28 protein-coding genes and 1 pseudogene are annotated in these 26,897 nt (G+C 72.8%); 12 read left to right on the top strand and 17 right to left on the bottom strand.

Annotated features, from left to right (window positions below; translation table 11 throughout):
- Positions 1-8: 8 nt before the first annotated feature.
- From MUK52_RS10240 to MUK52_RS10230, 3 genes are all read right to left on the bottom strand, one after another.
- Positions 9-1,097 carry an RNA polymerase sigma factor SigF gene (locus tag MUK52_RS10240; RefSeq protein ID WP_284575689.1) on the bottom strand — a complete coding sequence of 363 codons (1,089 nt, stop codon included), beginning with the start codon at positions 1,095-1,097 and terminating at the stop codon, positions 9-11.
- Positions 1,094-1,507, bottom strand: a complete 414-nt coding sequence (locus MUK52_RS10235; RefSeq protein WP_114054104.1) for an ATP-binding protein — start codon at positions 1,505-1,507, stop codon at positions 1,094-1,096. Before MUK52_RS10235 ends, MUK52_RS10240 begins: the two co-directional genes overlap by 4 nt.
- 205 nt (positions 1,508-1,712) lie before the next feature.
- A complete protein-coding gene (locus tag MUK52_RS10230; protein ID WP_284575688.1) occupies positions 1,713-1,973 on the bottom strand; it encodes a UBP-type zinc finger domain-containing protein in 261 nt (86 codons plus the stop codon).
- Between the two features lie 78 nt (positions 1,974-2,051).
- Here MUK52_RS10230 and MUK52_RS10225 point away from each other — a divergent pair, with 78 nt between their 5' ends.
- Positions 2,052-3,632 (top strand): Na+/H+ antiporter, encoded by a 1,581-nt coding sequence (locus MUK52_RS10225; protein ID WP_284575687.1) that lies wholly within the window; start codon positions 2,052-2,054, stop codon positions 3,630-3,632.
- A gap of 39 nt (positions 3,633-3,671) precedes the next feature.
- Here the strand turns inward: MUK52_RS10225 and MUK52_RS10220 are convergent, their stop codons facing one another.
- From MUK52_RS10220 to MUK52_RS10205, 4 genes are all read right to left on the bottom strand, one after another.
- Positions 3,672-4,580, bottom strand: a complete 909-nt coding sequence (locus tag MUK52_RS10220) for a 1-aminocyclopropane-1-carboxylate deaminase/D-cysteine desulfhydrase (protein WP_284575686.1) — start codon at positions 4,578-4,580, stop codon at positions 3,672-3,674.
- A gap of 78 nt (positions 4,581-4,658) precedes the next feature.
- On the bottom strand, positions 4,659-5,249 hold the full coding sequence (locus MUK52_RS10215; RefSeq protein ID WP_114054115.1) for a peptidoglycan recognition protein family protein: 591 nt from the start codon (positions 5,247-5,249) through the stop codon (positions 4,659-4,661).
- Between the two features lie 169 nt (positions 5,250-5,418).
- On the bottom strand, positions 5,419-6,615 hold the full coding sequence (locus MUK52_RS10210; RefSeq protein WP_284575685.1) for a globin domain-containing protein: 1,197 nt from the start codon (positions 6,613-6,615) through the stop codon (positions 5,419-5,421).
- Positions 6,616-6,729: 114 nt separating this feature from the next.
- Positions 6,730-7,209 (bottom strand): RrF2 family transcriptional regulator, encoded by a 480-nt coding sequence (locus tag MUK52_RS10205; protein WP_114054117.1) that lies wholly within the window; start codon positions 7,207-7,209, stop codon positions 6,730-6,732.
- A gap of 187 nt (positions 7,210-7,396) precedes the next feature.
- On the opposite strand from MUK52_RS10205, the gene MUK52_RS10200 reads away from it, so the two are divergent.
- From MUK52_RS10200 to MUK52_RS10190, 3 genes are all read left to right on the top strand, one after another.
- Positions 7,397-8,803 (top strand): family 2B encapsulin nanocompartment shell protein, encoded by a 1,407-nt coding sequence (locus tag MUK52_RS10200; RefSeq protein ID WP_114054118.1) that lies wholly within the window; start codon positions 7,397-7,399, stop codon positions 8,801-8,803.
- Positions 8,804-8,839: 36 nt separating this feature from the next.
- Positions 8,840-9,904, top strand: a complete 1,065-nt coding sequence (locus MUK52_RS10195) for a family 2 encapsulin nanocompartment cargo protein polyprenyl transferase (protein WP_114054119.1) — start codon at positions 8,840-8,842, stop codon at positions 9,902-9,904.
- A gap of 118 nt (positions 9,905-10,022) precedes the next feature.
- Positions 10,023-10,643 (top strand): GNAT family N-acetyltransferase, encoded by a 621-nt coding sequence (locus MUK52_RS10190; protein WP_114054120.1) that lies wholly within the window; start codon positions 10,023-10,025, stop codon positions 10,641-10,643.
- A 106-nt stretch (positions 10,644-10,749) separates the two neighbouring features.
- On the opposite strand, the gene snpA is transcribed toward MUK52_RS10190, so the two are convergent.
- Complete coding sequence (gene snpA, locus MUK52_RS10185; RefSeq protein ID WP_114054121.1) at positions 10,750-11,415, bottom strand: snapalysin; 666 nt, start codon at positions 11,413-11,415, stop codon at positions 10,750-10,752.
- 207 nt (positions 11,416-11,622) lie between these two features.
- Here snpA and MUK52_RS10180 point away from each other — a divergent pair, with 207 nt between their 5' ends.
- The 3 genes from MUK52_RS10180 (at position 11,623) to MUK52_RS10170 (ending at position 14,627) form a co-directional block, all read left to right on the top strand.
- Complete coding sequence (locus MUK52_RS10180; RefSeq protein ID WP_114054122.1) at positions 11,623-12,558, top strand: LysR family transcriptional regulator; 936 nt, start codon at positions 11,623-11,625, stop codon at positions 12,556-12,558.
- A gap of 214 nt (positions 12,559-12,772) precedes the next feature.
- On the top strand, positions 12,773-13,675 hold the full coding sequence (locus tag MUK52_RS10175; RefSeq protein WP_114054123.1) for a DUF4097 family beta strand repeat-containing protein: 903 nt from the start codon (positions 12,773-12,775) through the stop codon (positions 13,673-13,675).
- Position 13,676: 1 nt separating this feature from the next.
- Positions 13,677-14,627, top strand: a complete 951-nt coding sequence (locus tag MUK52_RS10170; protein ID WP_284575684.1) for a PadR family transcriptional regulator — start codon at positions 13,677-13,679, stop codon at positions 14,625-14,627.
- Between the two features lie 233 nt (positions 14,628-14,860).
- Here MUK52_RS10170 and MUK52_RS10165 read toward each other — a convergent pair whose 3' ends face one another.
- Both MUK52_RS10165 and MUK52_RS10160 read right to left on the bottom strand, forming a co-directional pair.
- Positions 14,861-15,823 (bottom strand): zinc-binding dehydrogenase, encoded by a 963-nt coding sequence (locus tag MUK52_RS10165; protein ID WP_114054125.1) that lies wholly within the window; start codon positions 15,821-15,823, stop codon positions 14,861-14,863.
- Between the two features lie 510 nt (positions 15,824-16,333).
- Positions 16,334-17,536 (bottom strand): NAD(P)-dependent malic enzyme, encoded by a 1,203-nt coding sequence (locus MUK52_RS10160; RefSeq protein WP_114054126.1) that lies wholly within the window; start codon positions 17,534-17,536, stop codon positions 16,334-16,336.
- Between the two features lie 529 nt (positions 17,537-18,065).
- Here MUK52_RS10160 and MUK52_RS10155 point away from each other — a divergent pair.
- From MUK52_RS10155 to MUK52_RS10145, 3 genes are read left to right on the top strand one after another with little or no spacing between them, the layout of a single operon-like run.
- Complete coding sequence (locus MUK52_RS10155; RefSeq protein ID WP_114054127.1) at positions 18,066-19,028, top strand: ABC transporter substrate-binding protein; 963 nt, start codon at positions 18,066-18,068, stop codon at positions 19,026-19,028.
- A 59-nt stretch (positions 19,029-19,087) separates the two neighbouring features.
- Positions 19,088-20,029, top strand: coding sequence for an amino acid ABC transporter permease (locus MUK52_RS10150; protein ID WP_114054128.1), 942 nt, complete (start codon positions 19,088-19,090; stop codon positions 20,027-20,029).
- Complete coding sequence (locus MUK52_RS10145; protein ID WP_284575683.1) at positions 20,029-20,796, top strand: amino acid ABC transporter ATP-binding protein; 768 nt, start codon at positions 20,029-20,031, stop codon at positions 20,794-20,796. The genes MUK52_RS10150 and MUK52_RS10145 overlap by 1 nt, the downstream gene beginning before the upstream one ends.
- 116 nt (positions 20,797-20,912) lie before the next feature.
- On the opposite strand, the gene MUK52_RS10140 is transcribed toward MUK52_RS10145, so the two are convergent.
- Positions 20,913-21,674, bottom strand: coding sequence for a methyltransferase domain-containing protein (locus MUK52_RS10140; protein ID WP_284575682.1), 762 nt, complete (start codon positions 21,672-21,674; stop codon positions 20,913-20,915).
- Between the two features lie 101 nt (positions 21,675-21,775).
- Here MUK52_RS10140 and MUK52_RS10135 point away from each other — a divergent pair, with 101 nt between their 5' ends.
- Positions 21,776-22,405 (top strand): CGNR zinc finger domain-containing protein, encoded by a 630-nt coding sequence (locus MUK52_RS10135; protein WP_114054131.1) that lies wholly within the window; start codon positions 21,776-21,778, stop codon positions 22,403-22,405.
- On the opposite strand, the gene sodX is transcribed toward MUK52_RS10135, so the two are convergent.
- Complete coding sequence (gene sodX / locus MUK52_RS10130; RefSeq protein ID WP_114054132.1) at positions 22,309-22,722, bottom strand: nickel-type superoxide dismutase maturation protease; 414 nt, start codon at positions 22,720-22,722, stop codon at positions 22,309-22,311. The two genes, MUK52_RS10135 and sodX, sit on opposite strands and share 97 nt — an antisense overlap.
- A 182-nt stretch (positions 22,723-22,904) precedes the next feature.
- Between sodX and sodN the strand changes: the two genes are divergently transcribed.
- Positions 22,905-23,300, top strand: coding sequence for a superoxide dismutase, Ni (gene sodN / locus MUK52_RS10125; RefSeq protein ID WP_114054133.1), 396 nt, complete (start codon positions 22,905-22,907; stop codon positions 23,298-23,300).
- Between the two features lie 7 nt (positions 23,301-23,307).
- Here sodN and MUK52_RS33155 read toward each other — a convergent pair.
- The 5 genes and pseudogenes from MUK52_RS33155 to MUK52_RS10105 all read right to left on the bottom strand — a co-directional run.
- Positions 23,308-23,511, bottom strand: a pseudogene (locus MUK52_RS33155) (tyrosine-type recombinase/integrase); the annotation flags it as partial.
- Between the two features lie 179 nt (positions 23,512-23,690).
- Positions 23,691-24,236, bottom strand: a complete 546-nt coding sequence (locus MUK52_RS10120; protein WP_114054134.1) for an HAD domain-containing protein — start codon at positions 24,234-24,236, stop codon at positions 23,691-23,693.
- 30 nt (positions 24,237-24,266) lie between these two features.
- Complete coding sequence (locus MUK52_RS10115; RefSeq protein WP_114054135.1) at positions 24,267-24,959, bottom strand: class I SAM-dependent methyltransferase; 693 nt, start codon at positions 24,957-24,959, stop codon at positions 24,267-24,269.
- Position 24,960: 1 nt separating this feature from the next.
- Positions 24,961-25,872: a phosphotransferase family protein gene (locus MUK52_RS10110; protein WP_284575681.1), complete on the bottom strand. Its 912-nt coding sequence runs from the start codon at positions 25,870-25,872 to the stop codon at positions 24,961-24,963.
- A 76-nt stretch (positions 25,873-25,948) separates the two neighbouring features.
- Positions 25,949-26,698, bottom strand: coding sequence for a hypothetical protein (locus tag MUK52_RS10105; protein WP_284575680.1), 750 nt, complete (start codon positions 26,696-26,698; stop codon positions 25,949-25,951).
- Positions 26,699-26,897 lie beyond the last annotated feature (199 nt).

The raw sequence follows: 26,897 nt of genomic DNA, 5'->3' as shown, positions 1-26,897 counted from the left end.
CCGCCCGCCTACTCCTCGACCAGCAGCTTCTCCCGCAGCTGGGCCAGCGTGCGGGCCAGCAGGCGGGAGACGTGCATCTGGGAGATGCCGACCTCCTGCGCGATCTGCGACTGGGTCATGTTGCCGAAGAACCGCAGCAGCAGGATCCGCTTCTCCCGCGGCGGCAGCCCCTCCAGCAGCGGCTTGAGCGACTCGCGGTACTCGACGCCCTCCAGCGCCTCGTCCTCCGCGCCCAGGGTGTCCGCCACCGCCGGCGACTCGTCGTCGGTGTCGGGGACGTCCAACGACAGCGTGCTGTACGCATTGGCCGATTCCAGCCCCTCCAGCACCTCCTCCTCCGAGATCCCGAGCCGCTCGGCCAGCTCGTGGACGGTGGGGGAGCGGCCGTGCTGCTGCGACAGCTCGGCCGTGGCCGTCGTCAGCGACAGCCGCAGCTCCTGGAGCCGGCGCGGGACCCGGACCGCCCAGCCCTTGTCCCGGAAGTGCCGCTTGATCTCCCCGACCACGGTCGGCGTCGCGTACGTGGAGAACTCCACCCCGCGGTCCGGGTCGAACCGGTCCACCGACTTGATCAGGCCGATCGTCGCGACCTGGGTGAGGTCGTCCAGCGGCTCCCCGCGGTTGCGGAACCGCCGGGCCAGGTGCTCCACCAGCGGCAGGTGCATCCGTACGAGCCGGTTGCGCAGCTCGGCCTTCTCCGGCGAGCCGTCGGGCAGCGCCCGCAGCTCGACGAACAGGGCGCGGGCGCCGCTGCGGTCGCGGGAATCGGGCAGGGGCGGCGGGCTCACCGGGGTCACCGGGAGCTCCGCGGCCGCGCCCGCCGCGGCCTCCTCGCCGGCGTGCGCGCCGGGGAGGGCCGCGGGCTCCGGGCCGAGGTCCGGTTCACGGGCCGCGGGTGGCCGCGCCGCCTGTGGTTCTTGGTGCTGGTTCTCGCTCATGGGGCCCGCCCGTCGCTCCGCCGAGTCCAAAAAGCCGTGGTCCGCATCCGCGTCAGCCGGGTGCGGCCGGGCGTGCTGCTGTTCCGGGATGCCGCCGTCGACCTCGTGCCGTGCCCGGGGCCGATCCCCGCCCCGCACCGGGATCTCCCCGCCGCTCACGCCGGCCCTGGACCCGCGCCGCGCTGTTTGTAGAGGCTGATGCTCACCGTGTTGTCCTCCTCGACCGCGGACTCGACCTTGCCGGCGAGCGCCGACAGGACGGTCCACGCGAACGTGTCGCGCTCGGGCGCCCGGCCGTCGGTCGTCGGCGCCGCCACGGTCACCTCCAGCGAGTCGTCGACCAGCCGGAACACGCAGCTGAGGACGGAGCCGGGCACGGCCTGCTGGAGCAGGATCGCGCAGGCCTCGTCCACCGCGATGCGGAGGTCCTCGATCTCGTCGAGGGTGAAGTCCAAACGTGCCGCGAGGCCGGCCGTGGCCGTTCGGAGCACCGACAGGTAGGCACCCGCAGCGGGCAGCCGGACTTCCACGAAGTCCTGGGTCCCGGGCTCGCCTGCGATCTGGGACACCCTCACCTCCAAGGTGGTACGAGCTCTGTTCGCCGGTGACGCTACCGCGATCCGGTCGATCGTGTCGCGGCACCCCTCATCACACCCGTCCGCGACACCCGCGCCTACGTGCGGTGACTGATGGTATGCCCACGGGTACGCACAGTGGCTAGGGGTCTGCGAGCTCAAATCGGGGGAGCCGGCGGAGGGTTGACCTACCCGCTGCTCAGACGATCGAACCGTCCACGAAACACCACCGCCACGTCTCGCCCGGTTCGAAGCTCCGCACCACCGGATGGCCGGTGGCCCGGTAGTGCGCCGAGGCGTGCCGGTGCGGCGATGAGTCGCAGCAGGCGACGTACCCGCACGCCAGGCACATCCGCAGCTGCACCGGGTGGCTGCCCAGCGCCGCGCACTCGGGGCACGTCAGGGCGGCCGGGGCGGGCTCGGGGCGCGGCAGTCCGGGAACGTGGGTGCACTCGCTCATGATGGCCAGCGTACTGACGGGCGGGCGCCGCGGCAGGAGCCCGCGGCCGCGGGCGCGACGAGCGAGGTGGAGCTGCCGATGCAGGTATGGCCGCTGGTGGCACTGGTGGCGTGCAGCGCGGCGGTGGCCGGTGCGGCCCGCCGGACGCCGGTGCCGGCCCCGCTGCTGCTCGTCGCCGCCGGGCTGGCGGCCTCGTACGTGCCCGGGGTGCCCGCGTACGAGCTGGACCCGCACGTCGTGCTCCCGCTGCTGCTGCCCCCGCTGCTGCACACGGCCGCCGTGGACAGCTCGTACCTGGACCTGCGGGCGAACGCGCGGCCCGTCGCCCTGCTGTCCGTCGGCTACGTGCTCTTCGCGACGCTGGCCGTCGGGTACGCGGCGTACCTGCTCGTGCCGGGGCTGCCCCTGCCGGTGGCGCTGGTGCTGGGCGCGGTCGTCGCGCCGCCCGACGCGGTCGCGGCGACCGCGATCGCCCGGCGGCTCGGCCTGCCCCACCGCATCACGACCATCCTCCAGGGGGAATCCCTGGTCAACGACGCCACCGCCATCACCGCGTACCGGGTCGCGCTCGCGGCGGCCGTCGGCACGAGCGCCGGCTGGGCCGGCGGGATCGCGGAGTTCCTGCTCGCGTCGGTGGGCGGGGTCGGCGTCGGCCTGCTGCTGATGGTGCCGATCCACCACCTGCGGCTGCGGCTGCGGGACCCGCTGCTGAAGAACACCCTGGCGCTGCTGATCCCGTTCGTGGCGTACGCCGCCGCGGAGCGGGTGCACGCCTCGGGCGTCCTCGCCGTGGTCGTCGTCGCCCTGTACCTCGGGCACCGGAACTGGCAGGTGGACTTCGCGACGCGGCTCCAGGAGGAGGCGGTGTGGAAGGTCGTCGCCTTCGTCCTGGAGTCCGTGGTCTTCGCGCTGATCGGCCTCCAGCTGCCGGTGGTCCTGGAGGGGCTCGGGGAGTACGAGGGCGCGGCCGCGGCCTGGTACGCCCTGGCGGTGTTCGCCGCCGTGGCCGTCTCCCGGTTCGTGTGGGTGTTCCCGGCGACGTTCCTGCCGCTGCGGCTGTCGGCGCGGATCCGGGCGCGCGAGGCGGACACCACCTGGAAGGGTGCCTTCGTGGTGGCCTGGGCCGGCATGCGCGGGGTGGTGTCGCTGGCGATCGCCTTCTCCGTGCCGATGGACGTGCCGCACCGCAGCCTCATCCTGTTCCTCACCTTCACGACGGTCATCGCGACCCTGGTCGTGCAGGGCCTGACGCTGCCGCCGCTGATCCGGCTGCTGCGGCTGCCGGCCCCCGACGCCAAGGCGCAGACGCTGGCGGAGGCGCAGGCCCAGAGCGAGGCCTCGGCGGCGGCGGAGGAGCGGCTCGCCGAACTGCTCGCCGAACCGCGCAACGCACTGCCGCCGCCGCTCGCGGAGCGGCTGCGCACGGTGCTGGAACGGCGCCGCAACGCGGTGTGGGAGCGGCTCGGCGAGGTGAACCCGCTGACCGGGGAGTCCGCCGACGGCGTCTACCGGCGGCTCGCGCGGGAGATGATCGCCGCCGAGCGGGAGGTGTTCGTCGCGCTCCGGGACGAACGGCGCATCGACGACGAGATGCTGCGCGGCCTGCTGCGCCGCCTGGACCTGGAGGAGGCGGCGGCCTACCGCGAGGAGACGGGCTGACGCCGGGGCGGCGCGGCGGGGGCCGCGCGGCCCGGGCGCTCAGGGCCGGCCGGTGACGACGGCCGTGACGGCGCTGCCCCGCGGGAACCCGCCGCGCTCCGCCAGCTCGGCCAGCGCCCACAGCAGCTTGGCGACGTAGATCCGCTCGACGGGGACGCCGTGCCGCTCCTCGAAGCCGGAGGCGAACGCCTCCAGGGCGGCGGGCACGCGCGCGTAGCCGCCGTGGTCGAAGCCCTCGGCGAGGCTCCAGTCCCCGGCGGGGCCGCCGAAGGCCTGCTGCTGGAGGGAACGTATCCCGCCGCCGAGGAACCCGCCGGCCAGCACCGGCACCCCGAGGGCGCGCTGACCCGGCGCCAGTCCGGCCGCCAGCCCGGCGAGGGTGCCGCCGGTCCCGCAGGCGACGGCGACGGTTTCGGACACGCCCCGCAGCTCCCGGCCCAGCGCGGCGCAGCCTTCGAGGGCCAGGGCGTTGCTGCCGCCCTCGGGCACGGCGTACGCGGAGCCCGCCCCGGCGTCCTCCAGCAGCCGGGCGAGCACCGCGGGCTCGGCCTTGCGCCGGTAGTCGGACCGCGACACGAAGTGCAGGCGCATCCCGTCGGCCGCGCAGCGGGCGAGGGAGTCGTTGAGGGGCCGCCCGGCGAGCTCGTCGCCGCGGACGACGCCGACGGTGCCGAGCCCGAGCAGCCGCCCGGCGGCGGCAGTGGCCCGCAGGTGGTTGGAGTAGGCCCCGCCGAAGGTCGCCAGCTCCCGGTACCCGCCCGCCACGGCGGCCCGCAGGTTCGGCGCGAGCTTGCGCCACTTGTTCCCGGGCAGCTCGGGATGCACGAGGTCGTCCCGCTTGAGCAGCAGCCGCACCCCGCACCGCTCGAACCGCTCGTCACGGACCTCCTGCAACGGGGACGGCGGGCGGGGCTGCAAGAGCACGTCAAGGTTCGCGGGGCGGTTCACCCGTCCATTGTGGGGGCTGAGGTGCCTCGGGGTGGGCGGCCCGCGGGCCTTGTCGGGGGCCGCCCCGGTACGGGTGGGTCAGTTCAGGTGTGCGGCCACGCGGGTGCGGAACCAGTTCATCGTGAAGCCGCGGGGGTCCGGTTTGCCCGGCTGCCATTCCAGGTGGCCGATCACCGAGCGTTCCGTCCAGCCGTGGACGCGGCAGACCGCGGCCGCCGCGCGGGCCATCGCGTCGAGCTGGACGGCCGGCCAGGGATCCCGGCCGTCGCCGAGGTTCTCGCACTCGAAGCCGTAGAAGTGGCGGTTGCCGTCGGTGTCGCGCTCGTTGTCCGGCGGCAGCCGCCTCTCGGCGATCACCGCCGCGAGGACGTCCCGGTCGCCCGACCCGGCGTGGTTGGCGCGGCCGTAGCCGACGAGGTGGACGCGGCCGTCCTTGGTGATCACGCCGTGGCAGAGCGGCCCGGGGAGGGCCGCATGGCCGTCGCGGCAGAGTTGCACGGTGTACGCCGTGCCGCGCGTGACGGTGTGGTGGACCATCACTCCGTGTACGGGGCCCCACGGGCCCTTGTGGTTGCGGTTGTGGGTGCGCCAGGCGCCGACCTCGACGATGGTCAGGCCCTCGTTGCGCAGTGCGTCGATGAACCGGTCCGCGGACATGGGTGCGGCCATGGACCGCCTCCTTTGCGGTGCGTTGCGGTCACCATGCGTGGCGACCCCGTTCCCTACGGTGTAGGGGAGGGGGTCCTTGCGTGGCTAGGGCATTCGTACGGCGTGCGAGCCGATTCGGACAGGGCGGCCCCGTACCGGCCGGCCCGCACGCCCCACGCGTCGCGTGCCGTTACGCCGAGGCCAGCCACATGTCGGGGCCGAAGACCTCGTAGTGGATGTCCGCGGCCGGCACGCCCTTGGCCAGGAGCTGCTCCCGTACGGCCCGCATGAAGGGCAGCGGCCCGCACAGGTAGGCGGTCGTGCCCGGGGCGACCTCGACGTCCGCCAGGTCCATGCGGCCCTCGGCGTCGCCGGGTTCGGCGCCGGCCTCGTACCAGAAGCGGGCCGTGGCGTCGGTCAGCTTCAACGCGAGGGCGCGGTGGTCGGAGCGCAGTGCGTGGTCCGAGGGGGAGCGGTCGGCGTGCAGGACGGTGACGGGCGCCGTGCGGCCGCTCTCCGCGAGGTGCTCCAGCATCGACAGCATCGGGGTGCAGCCGATCCCGGCCGACGCGAGCAGCACGGGCGCGTCGGAGTCCTGCAGGACGAGGTCGCCGTACGGGGGCGAGACGCGCAGGACGTCGCCGACGGTGACCCGGTCGTGGAGGTGGTTGGAGACCTCGCCGTCGGGGCCGGCGGCGGCCGCGCCGCGGATCCGCTTCACGGTGATGGCGCGGGTCGGCGAGCCGGGGGCGCCCGTCAGGCTGTACTGGCGGATCTGGCGGGCCCCGTCGGGGAGTTCGACCTGCACGGAGACGTACTGGCCGGGCTTGGCGGCGGGGACGGGGGAACCGTCGGCGGGGGCGAGGTGGAAGGTGGCGCAGTCCGCGGTCTCCTCGATGCGGGCGGTGACCTGCCAGGGGCGCCAGACGTCGCCGGCGGCGACCTGCTGTTCGGCGTAGAGCCGCTCCTCGATGGCGCACAGGGCGTTCGCCATCAGCCAGTACACCTCGTCCCAGGCCTCGGCGACCTCCGGGGTGACGGCGTCGCCGAGGATCTCGGCGATCGCCTCGAAGAGGTGCTTGTGGACGACGGGGTACTGCTCGCGGGTGACGCCCAGCGAGGCGTGCTTGTGCGCGATGCGGCTCAGCATCGCGTCCGGGCGGGTGCCCGGGTGGGCGAGGAGGTGGCCCGCGAAGGCGGCTATGGAGCCGGCGAGGGCCTGCTTCTGCACGCCGGCGGCCTGGTTGCCGCGGTTGAACAGGTCGCGCAGCAGCTCGGGGTGGGCCGCGAAGAGCTTCGTGTAGAAGAGCTCCGCGATGTCGCCGACGGCCGCTCCCACGGCGGGCAGGGTGGCGCGGACGGTCTCGGCCGACTTCTCGGACAGCATCGGTACTCCTCGCGTGCGTGCGGTGGTGCGCCTGGTGGCTACGGGTAATGGGTATTTCGGATGCAAGTTTTACGGCGTGCGGGGCCGGTGCGAAGCGGCCGTCCGGCCCGGGGGTCAGGGACCTTCGGCCCGCCCTCCCGGGGGCCCGCCGTCCGCCGGTCCGCCGCGGCCCGAGATGCCGAGCAGCAGCGGGCCTGTCGGTGCCGCGACCATCTCCTCCACCGTCAGCGGGTCCAGGGCGGCGAAGAACGCCTCCTGCGCCCGGCGCAGGGCGCCCCGCAGGACGCACGCGCCGCGCAGCGGGCAGGGGGTCTCGCCGTCGCAGTCCACGACGTCGCCGGCGCCCTCCAGTTCGCGGACCACGCCGCCCACCGAGGCGGCCCGGCCGGCCGCGGTCAGCGCCAGGCCGCCGCCGCGGCCGCGGCGCGCCTCGACCAGGCCGAGGCGGCGCAGCCGTGCGACGACCTTGGCGGTGTGGGTGTACGGGACCTCCATCACCGCCGCGACGTCGCGCGTGGTGGGCAGGTCCCCCTCGGCGACGGCCAGGCGCATCAGGACGCGCAGGGCCAGGTCCGTGAATCGGGTCAGGCGCATGCCCGCACCCTAGGAAAACTGGCATCCGTCATGCAAATTTCACACCGGCCCGCGGGGCGCCGAGGTGAACCGGAGAGGGTGCCCGCCACTCCGACGGAGTAGTCCCACTCTTTTGTGTAATGGTCCCACCACCGTGTGTGCTGAAAGGCTTCTGCCGCAGATCCGTGGAGTGAGCGAGAGGAAGCACATGTCGGTGCAGGCGGGTTCCGGAACCGAGGCCGCGACTCCCCAGCGGAGTCTCGCCCCGTCGGCCGCGCGGAACTTGGCAACCACGACCAAGTCCGTGCCGCAGATGCAGGAGATCACCTCCCGGTGGCTCCTGAAGATGCTCCCCTGGGTGTCCGTGCAGGGCGGCACCTACCGGGTCAACCGCCGCCTGAGCTACTCGGTGGGCGACGGGCGCGTGGAGTTCGTCAAGACCGGGTCCCGGGTCGAGGTCATCCCCGCCGAGCTCGCCGAGCTCCCTCTGCTGCGCACGTACGAGGACGAGGACGTCCTGGCCGAGCTCGCCCAGCGGTGCCGCCAGGTCGACTTCGAGGCCGGGCAGGAGCTGACCTCCTTCGGCAGCGCCGCCGACCGGGTCTTCCTGCTCGCCCACGGCCGCGTCGAGCAGATCGGCCCCGGCCCGTACGGCGAGGACGCGGTCCTGCGGACCGTCGCCGACGGCGCCTACTTCGGCGACGACTGCCTCGTCGACGACGACGCGATCTGGGAGTACACGGCCCGCGCCGTCACCTCCGGCACCGCGCTCGTCCTGTCCGCCCAGGACTTCCGGATGCTCGCCGACCGCGCCGACTCCCTCCGCGCGCACGTGGACGCCGTACGCTCCGCGCCCGGCCGGCACACCAACGACTACGGCGAGGCCGCCATCGACCTCTCCGCCGGCCACCGCGGCGAGCCCACCCTGCCCGGCACGTTCGTCGACTACGAGGCCCGCCCCCGCGAGTACGAGCTGTCCCTCGCGCAGACGGTCCTGCGGGTCCACACCCGCGTCGCCGACCTCTACAACCACCCGATGAACCAGACCGAGCAGCAGCTGCGGCTGACGGTCGAGGCGCTGCGCGAGCGCCAGGAGCACGAGATGGTCAACAACCCGGAGTTCGGGCTGCTCCACAACGCCGAGTACGACCAGCGCATCCAGCCGTACGGCGGCGCGCCCACCCCCGACGACATGGACCGGCTGCTCAGCATGCGGCGCGGCTCCCGGCTCTTCCTCGCCCACCCCGAGGCCATCGCCGCCTTCGGCCGCGAGTGCAACAGGCGCGGCCTGTACCCGGACACGGTCGACGTCGAGGGGACCCGCGTGATGACCTGGCGCGGCGTGCCGATCTTCCCCTGCAACAAGATCCCGATCAGCGACGCCCGCACCACGTCCATCCTGTGCATGCGCACCGGCGAGGAGGAGTCCGGCGTCGTCGGCCTGCACCAGCCGGGCATCCCGGACGAGATCGAGCCGAGCACGTCCGTGCGCTTCATGGGCATCAGCGAGCAGGCGATCATCTCGTACCTGGTCACGGCCTACTTCTCCGCGGCGGTGCTCGTGCCGGACGCGCTCGGCGTCCTGGAGAACGTCGAGATCGCCCGCCGCGCCTGAGCGGCGTGGCGGCGAGTACCGGGGAGGGGGGCACCCATGGGCACCACTGAGGCGGTCGCGGCCGGCGAGGGGCAGGAGGCCGCGGCCCTGCTGGAGCAGGCGAGGGGCGCGGTCGACCCGCTGCTGCGCCGCGCGGTCGGGAGCCTGCCCGGCTCGATGCGGCGCGTGGCGATGTACCACTTCGGCTGGGAGGCCGCGGACGGCACCGCGGCGGCGGGCGGTGCGGGCAAGGCCATCCGGCCGGCCCTGGTGCTCGCCGCGGCGCGTGCCCTCGCCGGGCCGGACGGCGCGGCCGCGGCCGACGCGTCCGACGCGGCGGTCCGCGCGGCGGTCGCCGTCGAACTGGCCCACAACTTCACGCTGCTGCACGACGACGTCATCGACCGGGACGCCACGCGCCGCGGACGGCCGACGGCCTGGACGGTGTTCGGGACCGCGGACGCGATCATCACCGGCGACGCGATGATGGCGCTCGCCCTGCGGCTGCTCGCGGAGGACCCGCACCCCGCCTCCGCGGCGGCCGCTGCCCGCCTCGCGGCCTGCATCGTCGAGCTGTGCGCCGGGCAGCAGGCCGACTGCGCCTTCGAGCAGCGGCCGCAGGTCCCGCTGGAGGAGTGCCTGGTCATGGCGACGGCCAAGACCGGGGCCCTGCTCGGCTGCTCCTGCGCGCTCGGCGCCCTGTACGCGGGCGCCGGGGAGGACGAGGTCGAGGCGATGAACGCCTTCGGCCGCGAGGCCGGACTGGCCTTCCAGCTGATCGACGACCTGATCGGCATCTGGGGCGACCCCGGGCACACCGGCAAGCCCGCCGGCGCCGACCTGCTCGCCCGCAAGAAGTCCCTCCCCGTCGTGGCCGCCCTGACCTCGGGCACCGAGGCGGGCGAGGAGCTCGCCGCCCTGTACGCGGGCCCGATGGAGGGGGAGGACGTACGCCGCGCCGCCGACGCGGTGGAGCGGGCCGGCGGGCGGGACTGGGCGCAGGCCCATGCCGCCGACCGGATGGGCCGGGCGGTGCAGCAGCTGTCGCGGGCCGTTCCCGACCTGGGGGCGGCGGGAGGGCTGCTGGCGCTGGCGGAGTTCGTCACGCGCCGTACCCGCTGAGCGGGCGGGCGCAAGCCCTGTTCCGGCACTGCATGGTGCCGGAACAGGGCTTTCCGGCGTGGGGGCCCAACTCTAGGATCGCTTGCGTTTGTCGATACGCGGCTGAAGGGTGTGCCCAGTGGTTCTGGAGATACGGCAGGCGGACGGGACGGACCGCGACGCGGTGGCGCGGCTGCTCGACGAGGCCTTCCGCGACGACCCGGTGAGCTGCTGGGTCTTCCCCGACGCCGCGCACCGGGCCGCCGTGCACGGGAAGTTCCTCGGCGTCTTCGTGGACGTCGCCCTCGCCGAGGGGCGGATCGACTACGCGGCCGACGGGTCCGCCGCCGCACTGTGGCTGCGCGTCCCGGCGGGCGCCCCCGAGGACGGCGGGCCCGAAGGCGACGTGCCGGCCCTGATGCGCGCCGTCGCCGACCCGGACAACGAGCGGTGCGAGCTGGTCGGCCGGCTGACCGGCGCCGTGCACCCGACGTCCGAGGAGCACGAGTACCTGCTGATGATCGCGGTCTCCCCGGACCGGCAGGGCGAGGGCCTGGGCACCGCCCTGATGCGGCCGGTGCTGGAGCGGTGCGACCGGGAGGGCGTGCCCGCGTACCTGGAGGCGAGCAGCGAGCGCAGCCGGCGGCTGTACGAGCGGCTCGGCTGGGAGTTCACGGGCGAGGCGGTGAGCCTGCCGGACGGGCCACTGATGTGGCCGATGTGGCGCAAGCCCCACCCGGTCGCCGAGCCTGGCGCCTGACGCCGGGGCTGTACGCGGCGCACGCAGCACGGAGCGCGCGGGGCCCCGCCCCCGGACGATTCCGGGGGCGGGGCCCGTGTTCACCGCGCCCTGTGCAGGGGGAGGCTCAGCCCTTGGCGTCCAGGCCGGACGCCGCGAAGCCGTTGGCCCACAGCTGGTTCACCCGGGCCCGCTCGGCGCTGTTCGGGGTCGCGTTGGTGCAGGAGGTGCCGGGGCCGCCGCCCGACATCAGCTCGGAGCAGGGGCCCGAGTAGTGGTCGGGCAGCCCCAGCACGTGGCCCGTCTCGTGCGAGGTCACGCGCGTGGAGTTGTACTGCTGGTTCTGCCGGTAGTCGAGGAAGATGTAGCCGCGGCCGTGCCCGTCCGTGCTCGCGTACGAGCCGCGCGGGTCGTTGCCCTCGCGGTAGGAGAAGCTGCCGCCGGAGGAGACCTCTTGGAGGCGGACGTTCGTCACCGAGCTGTTCCAGATCTGCGTGGAGCGGGCGATCTGGGTGCGGAAGCTCGGCGCGTAGCGGGTGTTGTACGTGACCGTGACCACGGCGGCGCCGGGGTTCGCGGCCCGCTGCTCGGCCACCGAGCGCTGCACGGCCTCGAAGAAGGCCTTGGTGGCGGCCTGGTTCTCCTGCGAGCGCTCGTAGGCGGCGTACGTCGCGGCGCTGCCGGCGGGGACGGGGGCGGCGCCCGCGCTGGGGACGACGCCGAGCGCGGTGGCGAGGCCGAGGCCGGCGGCGGCTGCCAGCAGGGTCTTGCGGGATATGCGGGAGTGGCGCATGTGGGGTGCTCCTACTCGAAATCCGGTGGGGGGTGGGTTGTTCGGTACCGGAGTCTGCGGGAGCATGCGGGGCCCGCGGATGATGTCAGCCCCCGATAGCACCGTCCTATCGCAAGGTTTCGGCGAGTCGACTTCCGTGAGAATGGCGGGATTCGAGGGGGTATCAGTGGCTGGTGAAGTGCGCCGCGGCCGACCTACCCTCGGTCCATGGAGCTCGAGGTGAGGCACCTGCGCGCGCTCTGCGCCATCGCCGACGCCGGCAGCCTGCACAAGGCCGCCCGGCAGCTCGGTGTGAGCCAGCCCTCCCTGACCACCCAGCTGCGCCGCATCGAACGCGCCCTGGACGGCGAGCTGTTCCTGCGCGAGCGCACCGGCTGCCGGCCCACCCCCTTCGGGCGCAGCGTCCTCGGCCGCGCCCGCCCCCTGCTCGACGGGATGGCCGCCCTCGTCGCCGAGGCCCGCGCGATGGCGAGCGGCCCGCGGCTCCGCCTCGGCTCCACCGCCAGCCGCGCCCTGCCGGGGTGGCTGCGCCGGCTGCACCGCCGGTGGCCCGACACCGAGACCTCCCTGTTCGTCGACGTCTCGCCCAACGCCCTGCTGCGGATGGTCGCTTCGGGCCAGCTGGACGTCGCGTTCGTGCACGAGGTGGAGGGCAGCCCGCTGCGGGTCCCGCCGGGGCTGGAGTTACGGGTCCTCGTGGAGCGGGAGCCGCAGTTCGTCTCGATGTCCCCGGACCATCCCGCGGCCCGCCGGGGCGTGGTCGACCTGCAGGACCTGGCCGGCGACCGGTGGACCGTCGACCCCTCCGTCGACGGCGAATGGGACGGCCTGCGCCGGGTGTTCGCCGCCGCCGGCCTCGACCCGCCCGTGCTGCACGCCGACTACCACACCGCCTCCTCGCTGATCGTCTCCGGCGAGGCCGTCGCCCCCTGCCAGCCCACCTCCGGGCCCCGCGCCGACATGGCCATCCGCCCGCTGGCCGGGGACCCGCTCGCCGTGCGCCTGCTGCTGGCGACGCGGCCGGGCGAACACCCCGAGGCCTTCGAGGACCTCCGCGCCGCCTACCTGGAGGCGGCCCACACCTCACCCGCGTACCGGGCCTGGCTGCGCCGCCACGCGAGCCCGCTGCTCGCCGCCTCGTAGCCGCGGCCGCGCCCCCCCCCGCTTCTCCGCCGGTCCGCCGCCCGGCCCCCTGCCCGGCCGCCTCCCGGCCGCCTCCCGGGCCGTCCCTCGCCGCGCCCTCTCCATGCCCGCTCCCGCGCGGCCGCCCTTGACTTCGACAAGCCGCGATATATCGTGTTGGAAAGAAGACGCGATATGTTGCGTGCCGTCGTATGTGCCGAGGAGGGCCAGCACCATGGCAGAGCAGAAGACGTGGTCGGTGGGGGAGCCGCAGAAGATCGCCTTCGACGCCCCGGTGGCCGAGCTGCGGGTCCGCATCGCCGGCGGAACGGTCAACGTCGTCGCCGACGAGGGCCCGGCCCGCCTGGAAGTCGCCGCGGTCGACGGCCCGCCCCTGTACGTCGTCCAGGAGGACGGCATCCTCACCGTCTCCTACGAGGACCTGCCCTGGAACGGGGCCCAGGGCCTGCGCGAGTGGTTCGAGAGCAAGCCGTGGAAGGCCTGGTCCGGCCCCGCCGAGGGCCGCAAGGCCTGGGAGCGCAGCGCCACCGCCACGCTCACCGTCCCGGCCGGCACCCGGGTCCGCGTCGTCGCGCTCGGCGCGGGCGCCGTCGTCTCCGGCATCACCGGGGGCGTGGACGCCAACACCGTCTCCGGCGACCTGACGCTGGTCCGGCTCTCCGGCGCGGTCAAGGCGCACACCGTCTCCGGGAGCGTGGAGGCCCAGTCCGTCACCGGCGAGCTCGGCTTCCGCACCGTCTCCGGCGGCCTCACCGTGGTCGACGGCGCCGCCGGGCGCGTACGGGCCGACTCGGTCAGCGGCGACATGCTGATCGACCTGGACCCCGCCGGCAGCATCGACGTCGCGCTCAACTCCGTCTCCGGGCAGGTCGCGGTCCGCCTGCCGCACCCCGCGGACGCCCGCGTCGAGGCCAACACCGCCACCGGCGGCATCTCCAACGGCTTCGAGGAGCTCCACGTATCCGGCCAGATGGGCGCCAAGCGCATCACCGGGAAGCTGGGAGCGGGCAGCGGAAGCCTGCGCGCCACCACCGTCTCCGGCTCCATCGCCCTGCTGCGCCGCCCGGCCGGGGACGCGCCGGCCGCCCCCCTCGCGCTCGACAAGAAGGTGCTCTGACATGCCGCCCGTCTTCGCCCACGGCCGACTCCGCCTCTACCTGCTCAAGCTGCTGGACGAGGCGCCGCGCCACGGCTACGAGGTGATCCGCCTGCTGGAGGAGCGCTTCCAGGGCCTGTACGCCCCCTCCGCGGGCACCGTCTACCCGCGCCTGGCCAAGCTGGAGGCCGAGGGCCTCGTCACGCACGCCACCGAGGGCGGGCGGAAGGTGTACTCCATCACCGACGCCGGGCGCGCCGAGCTGGCCGGCCGGGGCGGCGAGCTCGCCGACCTGGAGCTGGAGATCCGCGAGTCGGTCTCCGAGCTGGCCGCGGAGATCCGCGACGACGTGCGCGGCGCGGCCGGCGCGCTGCGCCGGGAGATGCTGGCCGAGGCCTCCGCGACGCAGACCCGCGTCGAGGACGAGTCCTGGAAGGCCGCAAAGGAGGAGATGCGCCGGGCCCGCCAGGAGTGGAAGGAGCAGGCCCGCCGCGCCAAGGACGAGAGCCGCCGCGCCCGCGAGGAGGCGCAGCAGGCGCGCCGCCAGGCCAGGGAGGCGCAGGAGCGGGCCCGCGAGGAGGTCGCCCGGCTCGCGGCGCAGCTCCAGGAGCAGCTCGCGAAGTCCGGCGGGATGCTGGGCAGCCTGGCCGGCAGCTGGCTCGGCGGCGGCGCGGGCGGTGCCGCCGGGGCCGGTGGCTGGGGCGGGGCCGCCGCGGGGGCGGCCCGGGCGGGCGAGGCCCCCCGTACGGCCGCTGGGGGCGCACCCGCTCCGGAGGCCGCCGGCTGGGCGGCCGACGTGCCGCGCACCGGCGACCCGGCACGCGACCTGGACCGGCTGCTGGACCGCTTCCGCGACGGCGTCCGCGACGCCGCCCGCGACCACGGCGTCACCGCCGCCCAGCTGGAGGAGGCGCACGCCCACCTGGCGGCGGCGGCCGCCCGCATCGCGGCGGCGCTCAGGCCCGCCCGCTGACGCCGGCCTGCCCCCGCCCCCTCCGCCGCACCGGCGGGCGGGGCGGCGGGGAGCGCCGCCGTTCCGGGCCAGGGGGTGTTGCGAGGGTCCCGCACGGCGCCCACGGCGCCCGGCACGCACTCCCGCCGCACCGGCCGAAGCCCCGGGTACGCCCGGTACGAGAGGTTCCGCCCGGTACGCCGAGAGCACGCACCGGACACCGCGGGCACCGCACAGGACTTTCGCAAGACCCCCTAGACGGTCAGGACGACCTTGCCGAACAGGTCGCCGGCGGCCAGCTTCTCGAAGCCCTCGCGGGCCCGGTCCAGCGGCAGCACCTCGTCGATCACGGGCCGCAGCCCCGTCGCCGCGCAGAACGACAGCAGGTCCTCCAGCTCGTCCTTCGAGCCCATCGTCGAGCCGACCACCTTGAGCTCCAGGAAGAAGATCCGGGTGAGCTCCGCGTGTGCGGGGCGGTCCCCGCTCGTGGCGCCGGAGATGACGAGGGTGCCGCCGGGGCGCAGCGACTTGACCGAGTGGGACCAGGTGGCCGCGCCGACCGTCTCGATGACCGCGTCCACCCGGTGCGGCAGGCGGGCGCCCGGTTCGAACGCGTCCGCGGCGCCGAGCTCCACGGCCCGCTTGCGCTTGGCCTCGTCCCGGCTGGTCGCGTACACCCGGAGCCCGGCGGCCTTGCCCAGCGCGATGGCGGCGGTCGCGACGCCGCCGCCGGCCCCCTGCACCAGGACCGAGTCGCCCGGCCGGACGCCCGCGTTGGTGAAGAGCATCCGGTACGCCGTCAGCCAGGCCGTGGGCAGGCAGGCGGCCTCCTCGAAGGAGAGCTCGGCGGGCTTGCGCAGCACGTTCCAGGCGGGGACCGACACCTGCTCGGCGAACGTGCCCTGGTAGCGCTCCGTCAGGATCGAGCGGGGCTCGTCCGGGCCGACGCCGTGGCCGCTCTGGCCGATCACCGAGTGCAGGACGACCTCGTTGCCGTCCTGGTCGATGCCGGCGGCGTCGCAGCCGAGGATCATCGGGAGCTTGTCCTCGCCGAGGCCGACCCCGCGCAGCGACCAGAGGTCGTGGTGGTTGAGGGAGGCGGCCTTGACGTTCACGGTCACCCAGCCGGGGCGGGCCGCCGGAGCCGGGCGCTCGCCCAGTTCGAGGCCGCTCAGCGGCTGGTCACGGTCGATACGGGCGGCATAGGCAGCGAACATGCCGCGACGCTACCGCCCGGTAGGCGGCGGTGCCAGACCTGTCGGCACATCGCGGGTGAGGCCTTCGTCGCACCGGCGGCGGGTACGGGCCGGCGGCCGCCGCGGCCGCCGGGGGGACGCGTACGGCCGGGGCGGGAACCGTTCGGGGGAGTGGCGGCGTCCTTCGGACAGAGGGCGCCTGCGCCGGAACGGAACTGTCTGTCGCATGCCCAACTACGGTCTGTACCTGTGGTCTTGACGGATTCCGGACGCTAAGCGGAATGACAGGACCGCGTCATTTCGGCCGGTAGTATTCAGCCCGGCGCGGCCGGACTCGTCATGAGCCTGTCATTTCGGGCGTGCTTGCTCCGGGATGTCCGAGGCCCGCGCAGCGGTACCTCGAACGACTCGCCGACGCGGTGCGGCCCCTCCCCGTTCGGGGGCGGGGAGGGTGCGTGCCGCGGGCGGGCGCACACGTGGAGGGCCCGGCCGGAACGCATCCGGCCGGGCCCTCCACGCACGGTGCGGCGGTCAGCCCAGGCGGGCCACCCCGTCGGCCTTGGCGGCGGCGGCCACCGCGGCCGCGACGGCCTCGGCGACGCGCTCGTCGAACGGCGACGGGATCACGTAGTCGGCGGCGAGCTCGTCGCCCACGACGCCCGCGATGGCGTCGGCGGCGGCGATCTTCATGCCCTCGGTGATCCGTGCGGCGCGGACCTTGAGGGCGCCCGCGAAGATGCCGGGGAACGCCAGCACGTTGTTGATCTGGTTCGGGAAGTCCGAGCGGCCCGTCGCCACGACGGCCGCGTACTTGTGCGCGACCTCCGGGTGGACCTCGGGGTTCGGGTTGGCCATGGCGAAGACGAAGGAGTCCTTCGCCATCGAGGCGACGGCCTCCTCGGCCACGGTGCCGCCCGAGACTCCGATGAAGACGTCCGCGCCGGCGAGGGCCTGCTCCAGCGACCCGGTCAGGCCGGTCCTGTTCGTCAGGCCGGCGATCTCCGCCTTCACGTCCGTCAGGTCCGCGCGGTCCGCGGAGACCACGCCCTTGCGGTCGGTGACGCACACGTCGCCGATGCCGGCGTCCACGAGGATCTTGGCGATGGCGATGCCCGCCGCGCCGGAGCCCGAGATCACGGCGCGCAGGTCGCCGAGCGTGCGCCCGGTGAGCTTCGCGGCGTTGCGCAGGGCGGCCAGCGTCACGATGGCCGTGCCGTGCTGGTCGTCGTGGAAGATCGGGATGTCGAGGGCCTCCTGGAGGCGGCGCTCGATCTCGAAGCAGCGGGGCGCGGAGATGTCCTCCAGGTTCACCCCGCCGAAGGAGGGGGCGAGCCGGACCACGGTCTCGACGATCTCGTCCGTGTCCTTGGTGGCGAGCGCGATCGGGACCGCGTCGACACCGCCGAACTGCTTGAAGAGGATGGCCTTGCCTTCCATCACCGGAAGGGAGGCCTCGGGCCCGATGTCACCGAGTCCGAGCACGGCCGTGCCGTCGGTGACGACCGCGACCACGTTGGACTTCCAGGTGTACTCGTTCACCAGCTCGGGCTGCTCCGCGATCGCGGTGCAGACCTTCGCCACGCCGGGCGTGTAGGCGAGGGACAGGTCGTCCTTGTTCTGGACCGGCACCGTGGCCTGAACGGCCATCTTGCCGCCCCGGTGCAGTGCGAACACCGCGTCCGGGTTGTTGTCCGTAACGCTGTCGCTGCGAGGATTGACGATCTCCGCTGCCACTGTTCTAGACCCCTTAAGTCTTTGAATCATTGAGGGTTGGCCACTCCTGGTTAAGGGGTGGGCGGGCACCGCGTCCGTACTCCGCATCGGCGGTTGGCCCGCCTCCGCGGAGGGGAGGTTCGAACGCGCGGGGCGCGCCGCACGCGCGCCCTGAGCCCCGGATGAGGGGTGTAAGGATCCGTTGTACCCGAAGAACACTCACCCAGACGAGTCGATTCCGGCTGGACTGGATGCCTCTTGTCCGGTTTTCGGCGAAAGGTCCAAAGAGCTCGGTCCAACGGCCGAGACGCTCCGTAAATAATCCGTCAAAAAGGCCAGGTCACAGCGGTTCCTTCGGCGCATGGGCGCCCGCTCCGCAGTCATGGGGGGCACTTCGGGGCACCCGTTATCCGATTTTGACCTGACGAACTGCCTGAATGCGTCAGTCCGAATGGCAAGATGCCGTAACCGCACGAGGTCGCGACACTCGAAGGTGCGTGCCCGACCCGTCCTCGCTTGTTTTTCCCTGCTCAGCCGGAGGAACCTGCTCATGACCGCAAGCACCACCCGTCGTACGACCGCCGCCCGGTCCCGGATCGCCGCGGTCGCAGCGATCGCGGTCTCCGGCGCCCTGATCCTCACCGGTTGCGGCGACCAGACCGACAAGGGCTCGTCGACGCCGTCGGGCCAGGCGGCCAACAGCAGCGCGCCGCTGTTCTCCAAGCTGCCGAAGAAGATCCAGGACGCCGGCGTCATCAAGGTCGGCACCGACGCCACCTACGCCCCGATGGAGTTCACCGAGGGCGGCAAGATCGTCGGTGTGGACCCCGACATCGCCGCGGCCATGGCCAAGCAGCTCGGCGTGGAGTTCAAGTTCGAGTCCGGCACGTTCGACACCCTGATCGGCAGCATGCAGACCGGCCGCAGCGACGTGGTCATGTCCTCGCTGACCGACACCAAGGCCCGCCAGGAAGGCCTGGACGACAAGGGCAACAAGACCGGTGCGGGCGTCGACTTCGTCGACTACTTCCAGGCCTCCACCGGCATCCTGGTCAAGAAGGGCAACCCGGAGGGCATCAAGACCCTCGACGACCTGTGCGGCAAGAAGGTGGCCGTCCAGCGCGGCACCACCTACGAGCAGTCCGCCAAGGACCAGGCCGAGAAGTGCAAGAAGGACGGCAAGGGCGAGCTCTCCATCGAGTCCTTCCCGACCGACGCCGAGGCCCAGACCCGCGTCAAGGCCGGCGGCGCCGCCGCCGACCTGAACGACTCGCCGGTCGCCGCGTACATCGCGAAGACCGCGGGCGGCGGCAACGACTTCGAGGCCATCGCCAACCCGACGGACGCCGGCTTCTTCGGCATCGCCGTCGACAAGAAGAACACCGAGCTCCGCGACGCCCTCCAGCAGGCGCTGGACGCGATCATCAAGGACGGCACCTACAAGGCCGCCCTCGACAAGTGGAACGCCGGCTCCGGCGCCGTGACCGAAGCCAAGATCAACGCCGGCCAGTGACCTACGCGGAGTACTCCCCTCGTACTTCGTCTTCCTTGCACCACTGAAGGGCAGTCACTGTGACTGACAAGCTCGACAAGGCCTCCGGCCCGGCGGACACCCCGCCGGCCGGGGCCGTCCCCCCCGAGGCGATCCGCGCCATCCCGGTGCGCCACTACGGCCGGTGGATCAGCGCCGTGGTCGTCATCGCGCTCGCCGCGGCCCTCGCCTACGCCTTCTCCCAGGGCAACGTGCGCTGGGCCACCGTGCCCGAGAAGATGTTCGACCCCACGATCCTCAGGGGCCTGGGCAACACCATCTGGATCAGCATCGCCTCCATGGCGCTGGGCCTGGTCCTCGGTGTCCTCTTCGCCGTCATGCGGCTCTCGAAGAACCCCGTGACCAGCACCATCGCCTGGTTCTACATCTGGTTCTTCCGCGGCACCCCCGTGTACGTCCAGCTCCTCATCTGGTTCAACCTCGCCCTGATCTTCCCGATCCTGAACCTCGGGTTCTACAAGGACGAGATGACCCAGGTCATGACGCCGTTCCTGGCCGCCCTGCTGGGCCTCGGCCTGAACGAGGGCGCGTACATGGCGGAGATCGTCCGCGCGGGCATCCAGTCCGTCGACGAGGGCCAGACCGAGGCCTCGCACGCCCTCGGCATGACCCGGACGCAGACCATGCGCCGCGTCGTCCTCCCGCAGGCCATGCGCGTGATCGTCCCGCCGACGGGCAACGAGTTCATCAACATGCTCAAGACCTCGTCGCTGGTCGTCGCCGTGCAGTACTTCGACCTGCTGCGCGCGGCCCAGGACATCGCGTCCACGTCGTTCGCGGTCATGGAGATGTTCTTCGTCGCGTCGATCTGGTACCTGGCCCTGACCAGCATCTTCTCGGTCGGCCAGTACTACCTTGAGCGGCACTACGCCCGCGGTGCGCTGCGCTCCCTGCCGCCCACGCCGCTGCAGAAGATCAAGGCGAACCTCACCCGCCTCTCGAACCGGAAGGCGGTGGCCTGATGACGACGACTGCCATGGTCAAGGCCGAGGGCGTCCACAAGTCCTACGGCGCCGCGCACATCCTCAAGGGCATCGACCTGGAGGTCGCCCCGCGTGAGGTGTTCTGCCTGATCGGGCCCTCCGGCTCCGGCAAGTCGACCTTCCTGCGGTGCATCAACCACCTGGAGAAGGTCAACGGCGGCAAGCTGTACGTCGACGGCCAGCTCGTCGGCTACCGCCAGAAGGGCGACAAGCTCTACGAGCTGAAGGACAGCGAGGTCGCGGCCCAGCGCCGGGACATCGGCATGGTCTTCCAGCGCTTCAACCTCTTCCCGCACATGACGGCCATCGAGAACGTCATGGAAGCGCCGGTCATGGTCAAGCGCGAGTCCAAGGCGGTGGCCCGCGAGCGCGCCATCAAGCTGCTCGACCGCGTCGGCCTCGGCGACAAGGGCGGGAACTACCCCGCGCAGCTCTCCGGCGGCCAGCAGCAGCGCGTGGCCATCGCCCGCGCGCTGGCGATGGAGCCGAAGCTGATGCTGTTCGACGAGCCGACGTCGGCGCTCGACCCGGAGCTCGTCGGCGACGTCCTCGACGTCATGCGGGACCTGGCCGAGTCGGGCATGACCATGGTCGTGGTCACGCACGAGATGGGCTTCGCCCGCGAGGTCGGCGACAACCTCGTCTTCATGGACGGCGGCGTCGTGGTCGAGTCCGGCCACCCGCGCGACGTCCTCGGCAACCCGCAGCACGACCGGACGAAGGCGTTCCTGTCCAAGGTGCTCTGAGCGGTCGGCGCCGAGCGCAGGACGGTCATCCGTCATCCGGGAGGGGCGGCACGGTCACCGTGCCGCCCTCCCGCGTGCGCGCGCGGCGCCGGTCTTCCGATGTTCCGGCGAAGGTCCTACTTCAGTGCCAGGACCATCGCGTCGGACGGCGAGCACCACACCGTCCGCGCCTCCGCGAAGCCCGCCTCGCGCAGCGCCCGCGCGTGCCAGGCCGCGTCCGGGGTGTCGCCGTCGGCGTGGTCGCCGTAGATCTCGAAGCGGCGCCTCACCGGCTCGGCGAGTACCGGGTCGGCGGCCGCCAGCGCCCACCACTCGGCCCAGTCCGGTACGCCCGCCGCCTTGGCGCGGTCCATGCCGGCGTGCCGGTGGGCGCGCTCGGCCGCGTTGATCCGCGGGGTGGAGGGGTCGGGCATGTGGTCGGCGTTCATGAAGACGCCGCCCTCGGGCAGCAGCGGGGCCAGCTGCCGGTAGAGGACGGCCAGCTGCGGGCTGTGCAGCCAGTGCAGGGCCGTGGCCGTCAGGACGGCGTCGTAGCGGCCGTGGGGGAGCGCCGCGGTCCACTGCGGGTCCTTCAGGTCGGCGGTGACGAAGGAGACCCGGGAATCGCCCGCGAAGTGGCCCCGCGCGATCGTCAGCAGCGCCGGGTCCAGATCCACGCCGGTGCTCGCCGCTCCCGGGAACCGCTTGAGGACGCGGTCCGTAATACTTCCCGTACCGCACGCCAGATCCAGCACCCTGGGGGTGGGGCCCGCCACAGCCTCCAGCATGTCGAGCATCACCCGGAACCGCTCCTCGCGGTCGGGCATGTACCACTCCTGCTGCCGGTCCCAGCTGTCCTGCCAGGCCTGCCAGTCGGTGGTGGCCTCAGCCTCTGCCATCGCGAACCCCTCCGCCCCGTTCCGTAATACCCTCGAATTAGTACCAGCTGTTACCGCGAACTCTGATCCGCAACCCTAATCCGCATCCGTAAGGACTACAAGTGGAACTGGCCCATTACTCGGACTATGCCGTGCGCCTGGTCAACACCGAGGAGCCGGCCCGCAACAAGGACGCCCTGACCTCGGTCGAGGCCGTCCGCGCCCTCTTCGGCGAGAGCGTCCAGATGGCGCGCCGGGTCACCGACACCGACGTGACGCGCTTCCGCAACGTCCGGGGCCGGCTGCGCGCCGTCTTCGAGGCCGCGGACGGCGGCGACCACGTCCTCGCCGTCGACCTGCTGAACTCGCTGCTGATGGAGTTCCCCGTCAGCCCCCAGGTCTCCGGCCACCAGTACCTCGACGACGAGGGCCGCCCCGACTGGCACATCCACCTCGCCGACCACCCCTCGAACGCCTCCGCCGGCTACGCGGCCATCGCCTCCTTCGGCCTGGCCTTCCACCTCACCGAGCACGGCCCCGACCGGCTCGGCCTCTGCCAGGCCCCGCCCTGCCGCAACGCCTACCTCGACACCTCCACCAACCGGTCCCGGCGCTACTGCTCCGACCGCTGCGCCACCCGGGCGAACGTCGCCGCCTACCGGGCCCGCAAGCGCCTCGAAGCCGAGGCATCCGCCCGCAGCGGCCGCAGCGCCGACACCGCCCAGGACAGCCGGGCCCTCAGCGAGCTCTGATCCGCCGGGCGCGGCCGGAAGCGCAGCACGGCCGTCGCCAGCACCAGCTCCTCGGGCACCGTCCCGTAGTCGGTGCTGTCCCCGGTCTGGTTGTACGGGTTGTCCCCGAGCACCCACCAGCCGCCCCGGCGCCGCTCCACCGCCCGCTTCACCACCAGCAGGTCCTGCTGGAACGGGTGGCGCAGCACCACCACGTCCCCCGGCCGGACCGCGGCCCCGTACCGCACGACCAGCCGGTCCCCGTGCAGCAGCGTCGGCACCATCGACGGCCCCGCCACCTCCAGCACCTCGAACCGGGTGCCCCTTCCGCCCGCCATGCCCGACCTCCTCGCCCGCTGCGGCCCCCCACGGCATGGTGCCGCACGGGGCCGTACGTTCGCTCACCGCTGCCCGGCCGCCCTCGGACTTTTGTCCCAAGCCTCCGGGGCCACTCGCGAAATCCCCCTCCCCACGGAGTAACCTCGCCCTTGAGAAGACGATCACGAGGAGGAGTATCTCCATGCTTTCCCGCCTCTTCGCCGCCAAGGCGAAGGTCTCCGCCCACTGCGACCTGCCGTGCGGCGTCTACGACCCGGCCCAGGCCCGCATCGAGGCCGAGTCGGTCAAGGCCGTCCAGGAGAAGTACCAGGCCAACGAGGACGCCGACTTCCGCGCCCGGGCCATCACCATCAAGGAGCAGCGGGCCGAGCTCGCCAAGCACCACGTCTCCGTGCTGTGGAGCGACTACTTCAAGCCCCCGCACTTCGAGAAGTACCCGCAGCTGCACACCCTGGTCAACGACACCCTGAAGGCCCTCTCGGCCGCCAAGGCGTCGAACGACCCGGCGACCGGCCAGAAGGCCCTCGACCTGATCGCCGAGATCGACCGCATCTTCTGGGAGACCAAGCAGGCTTGATCTCAGCCTAGGTCGCCTGACCTGCACTTTCGCGGGTCTGGCTACCTACCTGTCCGCACCCGGTCCGCAGGCCGCCGAGCATGGCGTCCGTGCCGGCCCGGGTGCGGTTTTCTTCCCCGGGCCACAGGTGCGCGCAGATCCGCAGCGTGATGACGGCGGATGCGTGCCCGAGGACCAACTGCACCTGCTTGACGCTCCCGCCGCCATACACACAGCCAGCACCGTCCTCGACTCCGGTGACGATGCCGCCGCCCAGGGCCGCCTGGCCGCCTTCGGCGACGCCCTACACAACATCGCCAGCGCCACGACCTGCCCACACCGGGCGGAACTACGAGCTGCGGCAATGCACGCTGATGCCCTCGCTGCCCGTGGCAGCGAGGGCATCAGTCGTCAGGACGCACGGGCTGAGGGCAACCGCGCGACCCACCTCGTCACCTCGGTCAGGTGGCCGGACTGCAGCCCTCGGTGTGGGTCGGGCTGCACGAGAAGGGTCGCCGCTCCACGGGCGGTGCGCTCGGCCGCCCAGGCGTGGTCGTGGCCGGTGAAGTCGTCGTCGATCCAGACGGCGGGGGCGTCGCCGAGCCAGGCGTCGACGTGGTCTCGTTTCCACAGGTAGCCGTTGGGGTGGCTGGTGGTGATCTGCGGACGCGGGAGGTCGACGTGCGGCAGGGGCGGGAGGCCCAGGAGGGGGCCGATGAGGGTGGTGGCGTCCTGGCGCCAGCTGGTGCACCAGACGGGGGTGACCAGGCCGGTGCGGATGATGTCCATAAGCAGGTGGCCGTGGTCGGGATTGAGCCAGACGGTGACCGGGTTGTCGGCGCTGCGGTCGGCGGGCACGACGTCGTGGCGGGCGTGGGTGGCCGGGGTCGAGCCGTGCTCGTCGGGGAAGGGTATGAGGACGCCGTCGATGTCGAGGAGCAGGTAGGGCGGGCGCATCGGTCCTCCATAGTCCGGATGAAGCGGATGTCAGAGCTTGCGGGCGCGGATCAGCAGGGTGGTGGGCCAGTGGCCCATGCGGGGGTCGTGGAACTCCTGGGCTGAGGTGAGCCAGAAGCCCGCCTGGCTGAGGTGCTTCTCCCAGCGGTCCGTGGAGAACTCCCACCGGGCGATGGGGAGCCGGGTGCGGTCGGGCAGGGTGACGTAATCGCGGCGGGGCCGGTCGTCGCCCGAGGGGCTCCGGCCGCCGCGCTGCGGGTGGGGGATGGAGAAGGCGAGCACTCTTCCGGGCGTGAGGCGGTGGGCGATGGCCGGCAGCAGGAGTCCAGGGGCGACCAGGCCGACGGCGCCGAAGACGGAGTAGACCGCGTCGAACTGTTCGTCGGAGGCGTGCAGGTAGTGGAGGGCGTGGCCGGCGACGAAGGTGAGGTTGTTCAGCCGTCCGTAGTGGGAGCGGGCGCGGCGGACCTGGAGGCCGACCAGGTCGACGCCCGTGACGTGGGCGCCGTGACGGGTGGCGAGGTGGGCGGCGTTGTGGCCGGGGCCGCAGCCGAGTTCCAGGAGGCGCTTGCCGCGCAGGTCGGGGCCGAGGACGTCAGCTCCGGGCCCCTGGCCGGGTCTCGTGGTCCATTCCATCCGTGCGGGTACGGAAAGCGGTTCGGCGAGACCAGCGGCGGTGCGCTGGAGGGCGTGGGCGTGCCAGGGGGATGCCTGGGCGAGCACGTCAGATCTCCAGGAGGTGGAGAACGTCGGTGAGGTGGCGGCGGACAGCCTTGATGTAGGCGGGGTCGGTGGCCGGGTCGTTGATCCAGCGGATGGACTGCTCCATGAACCACTCGACGGCCCACATGCGGTGCCAGCCCAGGGCCCAGTTCTCGGCGGTGAGCCCGCCGCGCGGGGCGAGGGCGTCGGGGGTGCCGCCGGCCGTGACGTACTGCTCCAGGAAGACGCGCAGGCGGACGGGGTGCAGGGGCTCGATGGTGCCGTGCCAGCTGGCGAGGTCGAGCAGGCCGGGGCCGGTGAAGGCGCGGGCGAAGTCAAGCAGCCGCCAGCCGCGCTCGCCGATGTGGAGGCTGGTGGGGTGGAACTCGGAGTGCACCCAGCCGAACGGTTCCAGCGCCGCTCCGGCCGAGCGGGTCTCGGCGCCCTGGACGATCCTGTCGAGCGCGTCCTCGACGTCGTCGGCGTCCTGCCACCGGTCGGCCTTGCGCAGGCGTTCGAGGTGCTCCAGCGCCCGGGCCGGGAGCGTGCGCAGCCGGTCCTGGTCGAGGACGGGCAAGGGCGGAGCCGTACGGGTTCCGTGCAGGATCACGGCCGCGGCGACGCCGTCGAGGTCGTCGGCCTCGCGTACGGAGGGTCCGAGGTCCTCCATGAGCATGCCCAGCCAGCCGTCCAGGACGGCGGAGGCGTGGACCCGGGGGACGGGTACCCCGAGGGTGTGGGCCAGGCGGAGGGCCTGGTCCTCGCTGTCGAACGGCTTCTTGGCGTACTTGAAGATGGCCGTGGAGCCGTCGGGCGAGGTCACGCGCTCGACGCCGGACATGGACCACACGCGTACCTCCTCCCGTACGGCGGTGGTCTGGCCGGTAGCGGTGAGCAGGTTGTCGAGGAGTTCGGCGCTGGGGTTCGTGGTCACGGGAGGGCTCCGGGGAGATGGTGGCGTCCGGGGCGGGCGAGGGATGCCGGCCCGCCCCGGAGCCTGATCGGGTGGGTTACGCGGCGGGGTTCACGCGGTGGGCGTAGACCTGCTCGATCCAGCCCGCCTTGAACGCGGCGAGGTCGTCGCGGAAGTTCGCCATCGAGGCACCGTAGGGCGCGACCACGCCGCCGGACTGGTCCGGCACGGACTGGCAGCCGTGCACGAGCCGGCCACCGAGCGCGGCGTGGGCCTTGATGGACTCGATCCGGCGGTGCTCGTTGAACCAGCCGCCGTGGTAGACCTCGTCGAGCATCCCGCCCGTCTCGTCGTCCAGGTCGAAGACGACGGAGGTGGCGGCGGGGAAGAACCAGCACGGGCCGACGTTGGAGATGTGCCCATCCAGCTCGACCTTGTTGAGCGCCATGAGCGTGGCGGCCTCGCGGAGCATCCGCAGGTGGTCGGCGGTGATCTGCGGCAGGCCGAGGCCGGCCAGGTGCTCGTCGCGGAAGATGTAGGCGTACACCTCGTACGCGGTGGCCAGGACGCGGCCGGCATCGGAGGTGGACTCGCTGTGCTGCTTGACGAAGTCGAGCGCGAGCTGCTCGACCGCGCTCTCGGTCGTCTCGTCCACGTCGAGGAGCTGGGACTTGACCAGCTCCCAGTCGGCGACGAGCCACGTGCTCGACTCGAAGCGGAAGAAGTACTCGGCCGGGTCGATGGTGATGCGCCGGCCGTCGACCTGGATGCCCGGCAGGCGGCTCCAGCGCGGGTCGAACGCCTCGGGCAGCTCGACCGTGATGGCCGTGGTGTCGATGGTGGTCACCGTGTCTCCGTCTCTGATTGGCCAGGTTCGGGCACAGGAATGCCCGAGCCCGGTCTGGGCGTACGGAACTTCGGGGTGCCGCCCGGACCAAGGGGGAGCCTGGATCACGGTCGTGCCGTTCCGGGCGGCTGCTGATAAGTGAACCTGTGGTCACGCTCAGTGGGTACGGTGGAAGGCAGTTGAAGCGGTATACGCGGTT

The organism is Streptomyces sp. 2P-4 (assembly GCF_030167965.1).
Taxonomy (GTDB): domain Bacteria; phylum Actinomycetota; class Actinomycetes; order Streptomycetales; family Streptomycetaceae; genus Streptomyces; species Streptomyces globosus_A.
Note: the sequence above shows the minus strand (reverse complement) of the source record. Positions and strands in the feature narration are given on the sequence as shown.

Bases quoted from the DNA above. Each gene is read 5' to 3' on its own strand.
- MUK52_RS10230 (WP_284575688.1), bottom strand. From the start codon at position 1,973: ATGAGCGAGTGCACCCACGTTCCCGGACTGCCGCGCCCCGAGCCCGCC.
- MUK52_RS10225 (WP_284575687.1), top strand. From the start codon at position 2,052: ATGCAGGTATGGCCGCTGGTGGCACTGGTGGCGTGCAGCGCGGCGGTG.
- MUK52_RS10215 (WP_114054115.1), bottom strand. From the start codon at position 5,249: ATGGCCGCACCCATGTCCGCGGACCGGTTCATCGACGCACTGCGCAAC.
- MUK52_RS10210 (WP_284575685.1), bottom strand. From the start codon at position 6,615: ATGCTGTCCGAGAAGTCGGCCGAGACCGTCCGCGCCACCCTGCCCGCC.
- MUK52_RS10205 (WP_114054117.1), bottom strand. From the start codon at position 7,209: ATGCGCCTGACCCGATTCACGGACCTGGCCCTGCGCGTCCTGATGCGC.
- MUK52_RS10200 (WP_114054118.1), top strand. From the start codon at position 7,397: ATGTCGGTGCAGGCGGGTTCCGGAACCGAGGCCGCGACTCCCCAGCGG.
- MUK52_RS10195 (WP_114054119.1), top strand. From the start codon at position 8,840: ATGGGCACCACTGAGGCGGTCGCGGCCGGCGAGGGGCAGGAGGCCGCG.
- snpA (WP_114054121.1), bottom strand. From the start codon at position 11,415: ATGCGCCACTCCCGCATATCCCGCAAGACCCTGCTGGCAGCCGCCGCC.
- MUK52_RS10180 (WP_114054122.1), top strand. From the start codon at position 11,623: ATGGAGCTCGAGGTGAGGCACCTGCGCGCGCTCTGCGCCATCGCCGAC.
- MUK52_RS10175 (WP_114054123.1), top strand. From the start codon at position 12,773: ATGGCAGAGCAGAAGACGTGGTCGGTGGGGGAGCCGCAGAAGATCGCC.
- MUK52_RS10170 (WP_284575684.1), top strand. From the start codon at position 13,677: ATGCCGCCCGTCTTCGCCCACGGCCGACTCCGCCTCTACCTGCTCAAG.
- MUK52_RS10165 (WP_114054125.1), bottom strand. From the start codon at position 15,823: ATGTTCGCTGCCTATGCCGCCCGTATCGACCGTGACCAGCCGCTGAGC.
- MUK52_RS10155 (WP_114054127.1), top strand. From the start codon at position 18,066: ATGACCGCAAGCACCACCCGTCGTACGACCGCCGCCCGGTCCCGGATC.
- MUK52_RS10145 (WP_284575683.1), top strand. From the start codon at position 20,029: ATGACGACGACTGCCATGGTCAAGGCCGAGGGCGTCCACAAGTCCTAC.
- MUK52_RS10140 (WP_284575682.1), bottom strand. From the start codon at position 21,674: ATGGCAGAGGCTGAGGCCACCACCGACTGGCAGGCCTGGCAGGACAGC.
- sodX (WP_114054132.1), bottom strand. From the start codon at position 22,722: ATGGCGGGCGGAAGGGGCACCCGGTTCGAGGTGCTGGAGGTGGCGGGG.
- sodN (WP_114054133.1), top strand. From the start codon at position 22,905: ATGCTTTCCCGCCTCTTCGCCGCCAAGGCGAAGGTCTCCGCCCACTGC.
- MUK52_RS10120 (WP_114054134.1), bottom strand. From the start codon at position 24,236: ATGCGCCCGCCCTACCTGCTCCTCGACATCGACGGCGTCCTCATACCC.